Origin of the sequence: Mammaliicoccus sp. I-M35, from assembly GCF_022386455.1 — a bacterium.
Lineage (GTDB): Bacteria > Bacillota > Bacilli > Staphylococcales > Staphylococcaceae > Mammaliicoccus > Mammaliicoccus sciuri_A.
Genome location: NZ_JAJNIL010000008.1, coordinates 136439 through 151973, shown reverse-complemented (window position 1 = coordinate 151973; position 15535 = coordinate 136439). Strand labels below are relative to the sequence as shown.

Below are 15535 nucleotides of genomic sequence, written 5' to 3'. Positions count from 1 at the left end.
ATAAATACAGAGCTCCTATTTATCTTGTTTGGCCAGTCTTGATAAATACAGAGCTCCTATTTATCTTGTTTGGTCAATCTTGATAAATACAAGGCTCATATTTATCTTGTTTGGGTAGTCTTGATAAATACAGAGCTCCTATTTATCTTGTTTGGCCAGTCTTGATAAATACAGAGCTCCTATTTATCTTGTTTGGTCAATCTTGATAAATACAGAGCTCCTATTTATCTTGTTTGGTCAATCTTGATAAATACAATGCCATAAGTATTGCTAGTCACACCCCACTCACAAGTTCCCCTCATCTAAAATATTCATCCCACCCCCATATTTCTGAAAATACGAAAAAGCGTCTAGAACTTTTCTGTTCTAGACGCTTTATGTTAAAGGCTTAATATTCACCTTTATCTTCTTTATGATAACCTCTTAAGAAGTATACAATTGTCATTACGGATAAGAATACAATACCGATAATAACAGAAACGCGTGTTTCTGAATTGAACAACATACCGATTAATACTAAGATAAAGAATCCTAATGTTAAATAGTTAGAGTATGGTGCAAACGGCATCTTGAATGGATGACCTTTAATTTCATCTGAATGATTTCTTCTAAATTGAATATGACTAAATAAAATCATAAACCAAGGAACCATACCTGGTAGTATTGATGCACTGTATACATACACAAAGATATTTTCAGAACCATCAATCACTAATGGTAATACAATATTTAAAATAACACCTACAAAAATACCAATTGAAATTGCTAATACTGCAAAGAATGGTACCCCTGTTTTCATAACTTTTGTGAAAATACGAGGCATTTGTCCTTTTTGAGCTAATGTATAAACCATACGGCTTGAACTGAATATACCTGAGTTACAACCTGACATTGCTGCTGTTATAACAACAAAGTTAATTAATCCTGCCGCAATTGTGATACCTACTTTTGCGAATGTTGCAACAAATGGACTACCTACGTTACCTAATTGATCCCATGGATAAACTGTTACAATAACGAATATTGCACCTATGTAAAAGATTAAAATACGCCAAATTACACCATTAACGGCTTTTTTAATATTTTTCTGTGGATCTTTCGTTTCACCAGCTGTAATCCCTATTAATTCTACCCCTTGATAAGAACCTACAACCATTGATAATGCAAAGAAGAAACCTACGATACCTTTAGGGAAGAATCCACCATGTTCTGTTAAGTTTCCTAAACCTATAGCATTCCCGCCATTTCCAAGTCCAAAGAAGATTAGACCGAAACCAGCTATAATCATTAAAATAATTGTTACTACTTTAATCATTGCAAACCAGAATTCAAATTCACCGAAAGCTTTAACTGACGTTAAATTTGCTGCAGCTAAAGTTACTACTACTATTACCCCTGGTATCCATGTTGGTAAATCTGGCCACCAGTATTGCATATATTGACCAACAGCGATTACTTCACTCATACCTACTACTATCCACTGGAATATGTTACTCCAAGCTGTTACATAACCAGCTACTGGATGTAAATAATCACTCGCATAGTTGGCGAATGATCCTGTAGTTGGATACAAATAAACTAATTCTCCCATTGCTCTCATTACTAAATACAAGAAAAGGCCTGCTACTAAATAAGCGAATATTGCAGATGGTCCCGACCATTTAATAGTGCTTGAAGCACCCATAAACAAACCAACACCTATTGTTCCACCAAGTGCAATCATCTGTACTTGACGTGAACTCAGACCCCTTTTTAAATGATTGTCTTCCATTCTTTCATGTCACTCCTCATTACAAACTTTTCAGTTAAGATTTATCTATTTAATTTTATTCAAACTTCATGGGACAATTATACTATAAATAATCAGAAAATAAAGCACTACTAGAAAGCGTTTTCCTTTTTTTATAAAATTATATGTATTTTGTTCATAATATTGTAATTTATTTATAATTAATAAATAGAAATAAAGAAAACGAGACATTAATTTAATGTCTCGCTCCCAAAGTTTGTTCTATTGTAATATTTCTACCAGCACGTGATCCTATAATCATAATGATAATTGACGTAACAAGCAGTATGCCAAATGACGTATTCCAACTATTTGTAGCATCGTGCAGTATACCGAATAGTAATGGACCAATCGCAGCAAATAAATACCCTACTGACTGTGACATACCTGATAATTTAGCTGCCGTTAAACCATTTTCTGTTCTTAATCCAAAGAATGTATTAACAAGTCCAAATGCTAAACCACTGGCAATACCAATCAATATAATACCTAAAAATGCCCAGTTAGGTTGTAACATTAACGTTAGTATACCTAATACGAAAAGTAATCCTGTCACAAAAGTAATCAGAACTTGGTTCTTCATTTTTTCAGCAAATATAGGTGTGACAAAAGTTAGTGGAATAATGGCTAATTGAAGAATCGATAAATAAATACCCGCTTCATTAATCGGCGTACCATGACTTAATAAAAATTCAGGTAACCAATTTATCAATGAATAAAATATCATTGATTGACCACCCATTAATAGTGTAATTTGCCATGACAATGGTGATTTCCAAACATTTATATTTGTCGTTGTTTGAGAACTATTAACTGTTTCATGTTTGTTTAACTGGAATGACCATATAATAATACCTATAAACGTTACAATACCAATTAAACTGATTGCTATGTTGTAATTAAAATGTTTAACAAGTGGTGCTGTCACATATGATGAAGCACTTCCGAATATATTCATCACAACTGTGTAATAACCTGTCATGATACCTATACGTAACGGGAAGTTCATTTTAATGATACCTGGTGTTAACACATTTCCAAACGCAATCCCTACACCTATTAATATCGTACCGACATATAACCAAGAGACTCCAGTAATCGCCCTTAAAGCAATACCTATACAAATTAATATGAGTGCACCAAAAACTGTACGTTCTAATCCAAATTTATGACTAATTTTAGCAGCGAATAGTGAAATTACTGCAAATGAAAGCAATGGAATAATTGTGATTAAACTGACAGATGTATTGGATAAATTTAAAGTTTCTTTAATTGAAGGTAATGCAATCCCTACTGAAGTTATAGGTGCTCTTAAACTTGCTCCAATTAGTAAGATACCAATAAATAATATTAAAGTTTGTTTTTTACTTCTATTTATATGATCCATCTTTTTATTATCTCCCTAAATTGAATTTCTGTTATACTGTTCTTAACGTTCGTTATAAAGAACACACTATATTGTACAACGCGTTCGTTATAAAGTAAATAGGAGTGTTTATATTTATGAAAGATATCCATACAATTGTTGCGCATAATTTGTCACAGTACCGAACATCGCAACAATTAAGCCTAAGCACAGTATCTAAATTGACAGGTGTTAGCAAAACAATGCTCAATCAAATTGAGAATGGACAATCTAATCCTACCATTACAACTTTATGGAAAATAGCAAATGGCTTACATTTACCTATATCCGATTTAATTTCTAACAAAGAAGATAACATTAATTGTGTGTCTAAATCAGACATTACACCTATATATAACGATAATCAATCCGTCACGATATACCCATATTTCCCATTTAATATTGATAAAAATTTTGAAATGTTTAATATGATTTTACAAAGTGGAGCTGAAATGATATCAGAAGGCCATCACAATGGATCTGAAGAGTACATTATCGTTCATAGCGGTACACTTGAAGTCGATATCAATGGCGTTAAACACATAGTTCGTCAAGATGATGCTATACGTTTTGAATCTGACGTAACACATACTTATCGTAATATAGGTGAAGATAATGTTCATTTAACAGCAACTATACAATATCAACACAATAAATAAAGGATTGGGATAAATTTTTATCCCAATCCTTTTACTTATCATTTAATATGTCATCCATTGTTCTCTGAACACTACCTGCATACATTGAACCAAACTTCACTAAGTGCACCATCAATAAGTATAGTTCATAAAATTTAATTCTTTCATTTGCACCTTTACTTAAAGGTAATGCTTCATCATAAGCTTTATAAAATGCATCCGTGAAACCACCAAAGACTCTTGTTGCTCCTAAATCAAATTCACGATCTCCATATAATGGTGAAGGGTCAAATAATGCTGGTTCCCCGTTTGATAAGAACATATAATTACCTGCCCACAAGTCTCCATGTAGTAATGACGGTTTACTTTTATGTTCTGTTAAGGCTTCAATAATGACTGTACGTACTTGTTCAAATTGTTGAAGTTCGTCCTTAGACCAAAGTCCTCTTCTTACAATTTCGTCTCTTAATTGATCTAAACGTTGCTCGACAAATATATTAATCCATGTATCTTTCCAACCATTTTCGAACGTAATATCACTACCATGATAAGGTAAATGAAATCCAAATTTACCATCTTGTTGATAATGACTATGCAATTTCGCTACCAGTTTGCCGAGTTCACTTTGACTACCTCGACGACCTTCTTCAAGATAACTTAGTATTAAATACGCATCTCCATTAATTTGACCGTAACCTTTAACAACAGGCGCTGTAACACCCGCTTCTTCAAATGCTTCTAAACCAGCAATTTCGGCAGCGTAAAAATCTTCGCTTCTATTATGTTGAACAAGTAGAAAATCCGTTCCACTCTGTCTTTCAATTCTATATGCTTCATTCACATCTCCACCACTTACTGGTATGAGCTCTTTAATATCATCTATAGGTAATTGCGATTGCCAATCTTTATTCATGACGATCCCTCCTATGTGTTATTGTATTAAAAATTATTCAAAGTTCAAAACAACAGCTATTTATTATTGTGTAACCTACTCAAAGGTTAATGACTCAAACTTATAAATCATCTGCAAAATCAACTCGCCATCTTTCGTAAGATGATAATAGATGTTTGGGGGCATAATCTCTTCAGTTCTAACATTGATAAGATTATTTTGCTTCAACAATTCTAGAGATGCTTTAATAATATGACTATCCACTTTCTCAAACGCTGAAAGTATTGCTTTTTCTTCTCTTTCACAATCACTCATATAATTTAATAGTTGAATACCGTAATTTTGAATAAGGTGATTCATATTTTGTTCAATCTTCACTTCATTAATTGAAGTCACTTAAATAACCCCATTTCATATTAAGTAAATTGATACATCCAAATGTTAGCTTTTTAAATTATTTTTATACGATTTCACAATTTGCTCTTTCGCACCTTTATCTGCTTCGAAATACCAAATACCATCACTCTCTACTTGATTCACACCATCGATAGATATCTTCTCAAAATGTTCTGTTGCACTTTTATAGTCAGTAATTAGTTTTCTTGTGTCATTTAAATTAAAGCTTGTTGTAATGTTATCTTGAGCAACATTCATCAACTCATTGAAATTATTGACATTCAAATTATTTTTAAGCTTTTTACTTGTTGCTTCTATTACAATACGTTGTCTTTCTTGTCTTCCTTCATCATCTCCAGCGCCCGCTTCTTTACGACTGCGTACAAAGTCTAATGCTTCTTGACCATTTAATTTCACTTTCTCTCCAGCTTTAAATTTTGTACCGTTAAAAGTAAATGATTTATTACTTTTAACATTTACACCGTCTAAGGCATCGATTGTCTTTTTAAAGCCATCCATATCTACTGTTATATACCCATCTATCGGTATATTGAATTCATTTTTTAATGTTTGTACTGCTGTTTTTGATCCACCGTATGCATATGCATGTGCAACTTTATCATGACTACTATATCCAGGAATATTTACTGCCATATCACGTGGAACACTAACGAGTTTCGTTGTTTTAGTTTTAGGATTAATTGAAGCTAACATAATTGAATCCGTTCTTTCACCTATATTTTCTGATTCTCTTTCTTTGTTAGAATCTACACCAAAAATTGCGATAGAAATCGGCTTATTGTTATTAATTTTTTCTTTCACATGTTTTGTATCTTGTTTATTGATGGGTTGATAAACTTTGTTATTTATATTAATCGCCTTTACTGTTACAAATATACCAGCAATTAAGACAATAGCTGCAATAATAATAGTTACTTTACCTTTTCTTGTTAGCTTCATAGTCACACTCCTAGTTTTTATTTATAATTACTATGATAGCACTTTTAAGTATATTACTAAATGATATTTAGGTAGTCCTAAAGTCCTATTGTTTAAAATTATTTTTATATTTACAATAGAAAAAAAGTCTAAATATTTACGTTCAAAGGAGCTTTAAGCACAATGAAGAAAGATTCCAAGCTCATTATTTGTTATGCTATTTTATTAATTTTAATCGTGTCATTGATTTTTACAAATTATATCAATCCTATTGATCAGTATGTCTATCAATTTATACAAACCGAAACATTAGCATTTAGATTACATAATTATCTATCCATTATTTCATTTATATTTTCACCTCTACATAGTGGTATATTAATATGCGTATTATTAATTGGATTATACTTTTATAATAGAAGAAATTTGCTACAGTATTTAATATTCTCTTTCTTATCACTATTTATCGGAACAGCGTTAAAGTATATTATTCAACGACCAAGACCTTCTGATTTAATTGATGGATACAGCTTTCCAAGTATGCATACACTAACATTATTTGTAGCTATTTTTCTCATACTTGCGTTATACAATCATGTAACAGTTAAATGGATTACTGCGATATTAATTTTGTCTATGATGTGTTCAAGAATTTATTTAAGTGCACACTTCTTTTCTGATACTGTCGCAAGTTTAATCATTGTTCATTTAGTTTATTTAAGCGTTACTAAATTTATGCATAGGTACTCGCGCTCGTAAATTTCACCTCCTTTATTTTATGCTATGATAAAAATAAAGGAGGATTTTTTATGAGATATAATACTTTTAATCAACCAATTGGTGATGAAGTCGAATCATTTAAAGAACCGAATATGCCTAATGTTGAATTACTTGAAGGTAAGTACAGTAAACTTGAACATTTAAACGAAAGTCATATCGATCAGTTATTCCCTTTATTATGTTCATCAGAAAATGATGCAAACTGGACGTATTTACCTCATGAACCGATTCACGATAAAGCTTCATTTACGCAATTAATCGAAGAAAGAATCATTTCTAAAGATCCTTATTTCTTTGCGATTGTCGACAAAGAAACACATCAAGCATTAGGTATAATGTCACTTTTAAGAATTAATCCTAAAGCTTCAACGATAGAAGTTGGCCACATTCATTATTCTTCACTACTTAAAAGAACGCGCATTGCTACTGAAGTACAATATTTACTTGCTCGATACGTTTTGGAATCTTTAAAATATATACGTTATGAATGGAAATGCGATAGTTTAAACGCACCTTCAAAACACGCTGCCGAAAGACTTGGTTTCAAATATGAAGGTACTTTTCGACAAGCACTCGTATATAAAGGAAGAAGCCGTGATACAGATTGGTTCTCTATCATTGATAAAGAATGGCCATCTATCAAAAATCATTATGAAGAATGGCTAGATGAAAGTAATTTTAATCATGATGGTACACAAATCAATAAACTCTCAATGAACTAAATGTTTATATTTATAACGATGGGTATAATAAGTAAAAAGGATTGAGGAGATGAAGAAATGAATAATCAAAGAATTGTTCCGCATTTATGGTTCGATAACGAAGCGCAAGAAGCCGTCGATTATTATATGCAAACTTTTCCAGAATCAGAAATCATTTCAGATGTAACGTTTACAGATACACCATCCGGAGATGCAAAGCAGCTCACTTTTAACGTTTTTGGTTATAAATTTATGGCAATCAATGCTGGTCCCTATTTCACGAAAAATCCTTCCATATCATTTACAGTACTTTTCAATCAATCTGAAGCAGCGTTACTCGACAAAGTTTGGACTGCACTCGCACATAACGGGAAAATTATGATGGAACTTGGTGCTTATGACTTTAGTGAAAAATATGGCTGGTTAGAAGATCAGTTTGGTGTTTCATGGCAACTCCTCATCACAGACCAACCATTCGATGATCGTATTAGACCATCATTTATGTTCATTAATGATAATGTTGGTAGAGCTGAAGAAGCGATTAACTACTACACAAGCGTATTTAAAAACAGTGGTGATATTAGTAAATTTTATTACCCAGAAGGCATGGAGCCAGACAAGCCAGATACACTCGCTCATGCAGAATTTAAATTAGAAGACCAATATTTTGTCGCACTTGATAGTGCACATAAACATGAATTCAACTTAAATGAAGGTATTTCATTAATGCTATTTTTAGAAGACCAACAAGAAATTGATTATTATTGGGATAAATTATCTGCTGTACCAGAAGCAGAACAATGCGGATGGGTCAAAGATCAATTCGGTGTCTCTTGGCAAATTGTCCCTAAAATCATGGATCAAATGGCAGAAGAAGGCACACCAGAACAAATCAGTAACGTTACAAAAGCATTCCTTAAGATGAAAAAATTCGATGTAGAAACTTTAATAAAAGCCTACGAAGGCAAATTATAGTATTAAAAAAGACAGAAGCGTTGTGCATGCTTCTGTCTTTTTAATTTATTTAACCGGTACTGGCCATGTTTCTAAATGTTCAGCCATATCCCAGAACATATATTCATAGTAACTCGTTTTAACAATAATGTCTTCTAAGCGTTGTAATTCCGCTTCTGTCTTACCTTCTGCAACTTGATCCATCAACTGAATACAACCTTCTTTGTACTGACTAAATTCATCTGAAGCATACATATTAATCCATTCTCCGTATAAAGGATGGTCCGATGCTCCTTTAATTTCAGCTAATTTTAAACCTATATAATTATAACTCCAAGTACATGTCAAAATAGCCGCAATTACATTCTCTATACCACCTTGTTGTGCCATATTCAACATATAACTCGTATAGCCAACAGTCGTTTGAGCCGGTTCTGTTTCTTCTAATTCCGCTTCTGATATACCAAATTGCTTAGCATAACCTCTATGTAATGACATTTCAGTATTTAATGTACCATTCGCTAAATCAGCATAAGTCGCCATCATTTTTAAATCAGTTGATTTAGATGCACCAATTGAGAATAGTCTCGCATATTCTATTAAATATATATAATCTTGCTTCAACCAATGTTTAAATTTTTCTTGATCTAACGTGCCATCACCTAATCCTATAATAAAAGGATGTTCCATATAAGATTGCCAAATCGGTTCAACTCTATTGAATACTCTATCTGTAAATTTCATTTATAAATCCTCCTTATAATTAAAAAAACGCTATTTTCATTAAGAAAATAGCGTCATGAGTACCTTAAAATCAATACGCCACTTTCCTACGCCAGTATAAGCTGGATCAGGTTCAAGGAATTTTAAAGGTATCACTTTAATCTCAGCCTTTATAAAGGCACTTCCAGTGGTTTAAAATTATTTAATTTCTATACTCTTTCAACATATCTGTTTTATCCTAGGATTGCAAATAAAATTACATACAACTTTTATTACATGATTCTAAATAAGCTTTAGCCTGTTTATTCACTTCTTTAAAATCTATACCTTGCTTCATAGCTGCAAACACACAACCACAATAGCATTGTCTAAAAATTTCATACTCATTGCACATTTTAATCGATCTTTCATACCCTTTGTTCTTCTTAAAATCACTCGGTAAATAATAAACATGATATAAATCTTGAACATCCATACCAAGTTCGTTAATCAATTGTGCATTTTTCTTAGGTGATAACGTTAACGCACTCGCAAAATAATCATATCCAAGATCAGCTGCCGCTTCTGCAACGAGTTCTAAACGCATTTCGAAACAAGCCGTACATCTTAGCCCACCTTCATTTTCATCAGCTAAATCTTTACTTTTAACCATTTTCATAAATTTATGAGGTTCATAGGCTGCTTCAATATATTTAACATTAGAATTTGTACGCTCATTAAACTGTTCAACAAACGTTTCTTGAACTTTCGCCCTACGTTCATATTCACTTTTCGGATGAATATTTGGATTCGCAAAATAAATCGCAACATCTGCATATTGTGTTAATAACTCTAACGTATAAGTACTACAAGGCGCACAACAACTATGAATTAAAATAGAAGGTCTTGTTTCAGAACGTTCCCATTCAGAAATCATTTTACGCATAACCTTATCATAGTTAATCTTTTGATTTTTCATCTTAGCAATAATACCATCAGCTGAAATCACCATATCCCTAACCATTCCTTTATACAAAAATTGTCATTTTTACAATATTTTATAACATTCAAAAGGTGATAGCAATATGATGATTAGAGATAGTATAGGGATTTTAATAAATGACTTTTGCAATATTATCTTCACTTTGAGATTGTCCAGTTTTTAATAAAAATTGTGGCTAGGATAAACTATGTTACCCCGGCCACAATCAAATTTAAGCACTTATTATTCTTTTTTACGATTTTTTCTTCTATTAAATAGCATAATAGATCCTAATCCTGCGAATAATGTTGCGAATAAAGTACCATTATTATTGTTATTTTCTCCAGTATCAGGTAACTTACCATCGTTATTTTCATCATCCGATATTTCTGTTTCTGTATCAGCGTTCGCTACAAAATTTGTAGTAGTGTCATGATTACTTGAACTAATATTTATCAGGTCTTGATTATATTCATTGCTATCGTTACCTAAACCAAAGTCCTTATTTAAGTCATTCACTTCTGCTGTTTTGTTATCAGCATCTATTACAGAATCACTATCAACCGTTTCTGAATTTGTGCTTTCATCAGTAGCATTATTTCCTTCTAGATCTTCCTCTACATCCGAATAATTATTTCCGTTTGCATTTGTATCTTCACTTGGAACTGAATCTCCAACAGCATCTGGGTTATTATCACTTTCCGAATCAGTACCTTTTTCATCTTCAGTGTCTTCACCCTTATTGTTGTCTTCATCAGAACCAGTATTAGAACCATCTTCTGATTCTTCAACTGTATCATTATTTTCTTCAGCAGGATCTGTTTCTCCTTCGTCTACATCCGAATCTTCTTCTGTATCTTCTGAGTTGTCGTCTCCGTCAGCATCTTCGTCAGTATTTGGATTTTCTTCTGAGTCTTCTTCCTCGTCTACATCTGAATCAGTATCATCGTTCTCATCCGAATCTTCGTCTGGTTCTTCTGGGTTGTCGTCTCCGTCAGCATCTTCGTCAGTATTTGGATCTTCTTCTGAGTCTTCTTCCTCTCCTACATCTGAGTCAGTGTCTTCTGTATTATCTTCCTCTTCGGATCCAGTGTCAGAATTATCCTCAGAATCTTCATTTTCACCAGTACTGTCGTCTCCGTCAGTATCTTCTTCAGTATTCGGATCTTCTTCTGAGTCTTCTTCCTCACCTTCATCTGAATCAGTATCTTCGTTCTCATCCGAATCTTCTTCTGATTCTTCTGGGTTGTTGTCATCCTCAGGATCCGTTTCTTCTGAGTCTTCATTTGGTTCTTCTTCTGGGTCTTCATCCTCGCCTACATCTGAATCAGGGTCTTCTGTATTACCTTCGTCTTCGGATCCAGTGTCGGAATCTTCATCGTTATCCTCACCTGGTTCTTCTTCTGGGTCTTCATCCTCGCCTACACCTGAATCAGGGTCTTCTGTATTACCTTCGTCTTCGGATCCAGTGTCGGAATCTTCATCGTTTTCCTCACCTGGTTCTTCTTCTGTGCCGTCATCATTATTGTCTTCTTCGGATCCAGCATCTGAATTGTCATCCTCTGAATCCGTTTCTTCTTCGTCTACATCCGAATCTTCTTCTGTATCTTCTGAGTTGTCGTCTCCGTCAGTATCTTCTTCAGTATTCGGATCTTCTTCTGAGTCTTCATCCTCACCTACATCTGAGTCAGTGTCTTCTGAATTATCTTCCTCTTCGGATCCAGTGTCGGAATTGTCTTCTGCATCTTCACCTGGTTCTTCTGTGTTGTTGTCACCATTGTCTTCTTCACTATTTGGTTCCTCTTCTGAGTTTTCATCCTCGTCTACATCTGAATCAGTATCATCGTTATCATTCGAATCTTCGTCTGGTTCTTCAGTACCGTTTTCTGCGTCAGTATCTTCTTCAGTATTCGGTTCTTCTTCTGAGTCTTCATCCTCGCCTACATCTGAATCAGGGTCTTCTGTATTACCTTCGTCTTCGGATCCAGTGTCGGAATCTTCATCGTTATCCTCACCTGGTTCTTCTTCTGTGCTGTCATCATTAGTGTCTTCTTCGGATCCAGCATCTGAATTGTCATCCTCAGGATCCGTTTCTTCTGAGTCATCATTTGGTTCTTCTTCTGGGTCTGGTTCATCACCAGTGCTGTCATCGTCATTCTCGTCTTCTGCTTCTGGGTCAACTTCAATAATTATAGAATCTTCATTACCATTTTTTGTTAATAAATCAAGATTTATTATTCCTGTTCCAACATCAGATTTAAAGTTATACTCGTGACTACCTGGTTGGTCAGAACCTGGTAAAATACCATCATCTGTTAATTCATTTAAATCTAACGTTAAAATATACGCCATATTAGTACCAATACTAAGAGAAACTAAACTTGATATCTTGCCGTATATCACACCAGTATTAGGATCAATATTTAAATCATTCCCCATAATTGATTTATTATCCAACAACTTTAAATTCAAAACATCACGTGCTTCATAATCAATTCGTACTGCGTCTCTAAAATTAGGATTTGACATTAAATCTTTAAACTGAGAAGGCAACTGGAAAGTAGGGTAAGTACTTCCAATTCCCAGATTTACTAACGATCTACCTTTCATTTTTAATTGCAATTTACCATCGCTATGTGTAGCGTCAAGCTTCTTATTACTAAGAACTTCTACGTCTATTAAAGCATTGATGCTAATGTTCTCTTCTTTCGAATTTAAAGATTCCGGTTGTACGTTATCCGTTATATCTTCCGAATATGGTACATCTTCACTAATTTTTTCATCCACTTTAATATTTGTTTCTGAAGCGTTATTTGTTGTATCTACTTCATTATTTGATCCTTCTGTATTATCAAGTTCTGTTTTTTCTAGACTGTCTTCTACACTACCTTGTGTATCTTCAGATTCTTTAGCAACTTCTGATGAACTGTTTCCATCTGTATCTGTAGCATCTTCAACTTTCTCACTAGTATCTGAAGATTGATTAATGTCTACTACATTTGGTTCATCTGTTGAAGAAACTTCTTGTTCACTCTGTTGTTCTGTTTGTACTTCTGTTGCTTTTTCTGTATTTTGTTCTATTAAGTCACTATCTTTAACTGGATGCTCTTGAGACGATTGGTCATCATATGTAGCTTCCTCTTGTTCATTTGTTATTTTTTCATTATTTTCAACAATAGAAGCACCTTCTGAAACACTAGTATCTTCTTTATGCTCTTGTTCTAGAGTTGATTCTTCACCTAAAGATTCATTTGAGTTATTTCCCGTATTATCAGTTGTTTCATTAACTTTTGTATCTTGACCAGTTGATTTTATTGGTGTTTGTACTTGTTCAGTATTTAAGTCATTATCTTTTATGACTTCTTTTTTCTCTGAAGTTCCATCATCTTCTGATGAATTATTTGTAACCTTAATTGATGTTTCAAAATTATTTTCACTTGCTTCTACTGTATTTATTCCCGAATACAGCGTTAAACCTATTAAAACTGATCCTGCTCCAACTGTAAATTTGCGTATTGAGTATCTTCTCTTTTCTCTCATGTCTTACTCCTCCCAAATTAATTAAATACACTTTTATAATACTACATAATTTTAATTTTGCACTATTTTTCTTTTATTAAAATCTAATAATATACAATCGATTTATATTTATATAAGATTTTAGTAATGTTATAAAATTACATTTAAGGCAATGTTAGAATATATTTATCCATTTAATAGTATTTATTTGTTTCGTAATATACACCGTTTTATATAGCTATAAAGAATTGTTGTATTATACAAATTATTAGTGAGACATATTTTGTACGAGTGCATACTAGATTAATAAATGGAAAAGTAATAATCACACTATTTCGAAAACTTTATTTAAATAATAAAATTTACGCAAAAAAAAGAAACAGATTTACTGTTTCTTTACTCTCGTATTGTTCCTAAACCGATATTCATTTCAAATATAAATTCAATAAGACTATTCCTATACGGAATAAATAAACCTTCTTTAATCATGCCTAATAATTCATCTTTTGTAACCCATTTTACTTCTTGTACTTCTTCTGTTGGAAAGCTTAGTTTTTCTATATTTACTTCCTCGTGAATAACAAAGAAATCATCAAATGCATCATAGTAATTAATTGTGAAATGTGGTCTTTGATTAGACAAGTCTAATTGAATACCTAGTTCTTCATATGTTTCTCGTTCTGCTGCAACTCTATTTGTATCACCTTGAACAGCACTACCTCCTGCTGAGAAGTCCCACTTACCTGGCCATCCTTGTTTGTCATCTCTTCTTTTTTGTATTAGTAATTGTCCCTGCTTATTAATAATACAGACATGAATCACAAGATGATATCGATTAGCAGGTACTTCATTTCCTCTTGTCATCGTTTCATTTAATAACTGCCTATTTTCATCGTATAAATCCCAAGTCTCCATTCTCACCACTCCGTAATCATAGTAATTTTATTTTATCATATTGAAATTAACACCTTGTTATAGCTATTCATAAGTTATGTGTATTATTACAACTATCCATTTAGGTGTATGGTGTAAGGAAAGGGGATGATATTTTGAATAATATATTTCATGATGAGCATAATAAGTATATGTATAGTGGACGAAAGGTTGATTATAATTGGGTAACTTTGATAAGAAGCATCATCAAACAATCTAATATTGATAAGGATAATGCACTAGACATCGGTTGTGGTGGCGGCATTTATACAAATCAATTAAGTGAATTTGGATTCAAGCATGTCTTAGGTATAGACCAATCTGAAGTAATGATCGCATCAGCTAATGAACAAGCTTACAATAACCATATAGAATTTGAAGTTGGAGATATATTCAATAATCATTTAGCCAACCAGTCACAGAATTTTATCCTTTCAAGAGCGCTCATTCATCATATTAAAGATTTACAAAAAGCTTTTTTAGAAACAAAGCGTATTCTAAAAGATAACAGCATATTTGTCATTCAAGATCGAACTATTGAAGATTTAGCGATTCCCGCTTCTTCAACCAATCTACGCGGATATTTATATGAGCACTTTCCAAAACTGCGGGATTTTGATTCAAAGAGAAGACATTCAGAAGCAGATGTTACAAAGGCATTATATGATGTTGGATTTAATAATGTTGAAACTTTAAAAATTAATGAAATTAGACAAACATATGCAACGATAGAATCATTACAGCATGATTATTTATCAAGAAAAGGTCGTAGTATTCTATTTGAATTATCAGACCAAGAATTAAATTCATTTGTAGCACAATTCCCTAAATATGTAGGAGACGATTCTCCGATAATAGAAAAAGATCAGTGGACACTTTGGGTAGCATATCATTAAAAAAGCATG

At 32.9% G+C, this 15535-nt stretch carries 14 protein-coding genes and 1 riboswitch; of the genes, 5 read left to right on the top strand and 9 right to left on the bottom strand.

The features are described 5' to 3' along the window. Positions 1 to 388 precede the first annotated feature (388 nt). Entirely contained in the window at positions 389 to 1771 is a 1383-nt protein-coding gene (locus LQ679_RS10655) for an amino acid permease (protein ID WP_126477317.1), read from the bottom strand. 214 nt (positions 1772 to 1985) lie between these two features. Beyond that, on the bottom strand, positions 1986 to 3176 hold the full coding sequence (locus LQ679_RS10650) for a CynX/NimT family MFS transporter (RefSeq protein WP_037590545.1): 1191 nt from the start codon (positions 3174 to 3176) through the stop codon (positions 1986 to 1988). 116 nt (positions 3177 to 3292) lie between these two features. Between LQ679_RS10650 and LQ679_RS10645 the strand changes: the two genes are divergently transcribed. After that, positions 3293 to 3853: a helix-turn-helix domain-containing protein gene (locus tag LQ679_RS10645; RefSeq protein WP_239762713.1), complete on the top strand. Its 561-nt coding sequence runs from the start codon at positions 3293 to 3295 to the stop codon at positions 3851 to 3853. Positions 3854 to 3884: 31 nt separating this feature from the next. On the opposite strand, the gene LQ679_RS10640 is transcribed toward LQ679_RS10645, so the two are convergent. The 3 genes from LQ679_RS10640 to LQ679_RS10630 all read right to left on the bottom strand — a co-directional run bounded on the left by LQ679_RS10640 (position 3885) and on the right by LQ679_RS10630 (position 6080). Further along, a complete protein-coding gene (locus LQ679_RS10640; protein ID WP_239762711.1) occupies positions 3885 to 4745 on the bottom strand; it encodes a fructosamine kinase family protein in 861 nt (286 codons plus the stop codon). A gap of 75 nt (positions 4746 to 4820) precedes the next feature. After that, positions 4821 to 5120, bottom strand: coding sequence for a winged helix-turn-helix transcriptional regulator (locus LQ679_RS10635; RefSeq protein WP_037590548.1), 300 nt, complete (start codon positions 5118 to 5120; stop codon positions 4821 to 4823). Positions 5121 to 5165: 45 nt separating this feature from the next. Next, complete coding sequence (locus LQ679_RS10630) at positions 5166 to 6080, bottom strand: LCP family protein (RefSeq protein WP_037590549.1); 915 nt, start codon at positions 6078 to 6080, stop codon at positions 5166 to 5168. A gap of 162 nt (positions 6081 to 6242) precedes the next feature. Between LQ679_RS10630 and LQ679_RS10625 the strand changes: the two genes are divergently transcribed. From LQ679_RS10625 to LQ679_RS10615, 3 genes are read left to right on the top strand one after another with little or no spacing between them, the layout of a single operon-like run. Beyond that, a complete protein-coding gene (locus LQ679_RS10625; RefSeq protein ID WP_239762710.1) occupies positions 6243 to 6818 on the top strand; it encodes a phosphatase PAP2 family protein in 576 nt (191 codons plus the stop codon). A gap of 50 nt (positions 6819 to 6868) precedes the next feature. Then, positions 6869 to 7561, top strand: coding sequence for a GNAT family N-acetyltransferase (locus tag LQ679_RS10620; protein WP_239762708.1), 693 nt, complete (start codon positions 6869 to 6871; stop codon positions 7559 to 7561). A 57-nt stretch (positions 7562 to 7618) separates the two neighbouring features. After that, entirely contained in the window at positions 7619 to 8515 is an 897-nt protein-coding gene (locus LQ679_RS10615) for a VOC family protein (RefSeq protein WP_204173727.1), read from the top strand. A gap of 45 nt (positions 8516 to 8560) precedes the next feature. Here the strand turns inward: LQ679_RS10615 and tenA are convergent, their stop codons facing one another. The 4 genes from tenA to LQ679_RS10595 form a co-directional block, all read right to left on the bottom strand. Next, positions 8561 to 9238, bottom strand: coding sequence for a thiaminase II (gene tenA / locus LQ679_RS10610; protein ID WP_239762706.1), 678 nt, complete (start codon positions 9236 to 9238; stop codon positions 8561 to 8563). Positions 9239 to 9304: 66 nt separating this feature from the next. Further along, positions 9305 to 9413: riboswitch (TPP riboswitch) on the bottom strand. A gap of 60 nt (positions 9414 to 9473) precedes the next feature. Further along, on the bottom strand, positions 9474 to 10205 hold the full coding sequence (locus tag LQ679_RS10605; protein WP_037590558.1) for an epoxyqueuosine reductase QueH: 732 nt from the start codon (positions 10203 to 10205) through the stop codon (positions 9474 to 9476). A gap of 216 nt (positions 10206 to 10421) precedes the next feature. Further along, positions 10422 to 13718, bottom strand: a complete 3297-nt coding sequence (locus LQ679_RS10600) for a YSIRK-type signal peptide-containing protein (protein WP_239762703.1) — start codon at positions 13716 to 13718, stop codon at positions 10422 to 10424. A gap of 375 nt (positions 13719 to 14093) precedes the next feature. Then, positions 14094 to 14612, bottom strand: coding sequence for an NUDIX hydrolase (locus LQ679_RS10595; protein ID WP_239740128.1), 519 nt, complete (start codon positions 14610 to 14612; stop codon positions 14094 to 14096). Positions 14613 to 14746: 134 nt separating this feature from the next. Between LQ679_RS10595 and LQ679_RS10590 the strand changes: the two genes are divergently transcribed. Then, positions 14747 to 15526 carry a class I SAM-dependent methyltransferase gene (locus tag LQ679_RS10590; protein WP_206166674.1) on the top strand — a complete coding sequence of 260 codons (780 nt, stop codon included), beginning with the start codon at positions 14747 to 14749 and terminating at the stop codon, positions 15524 to 15526. The last annotated feature ends 9 nt before the right edge of the window (positions 15527 to 15535 follow it).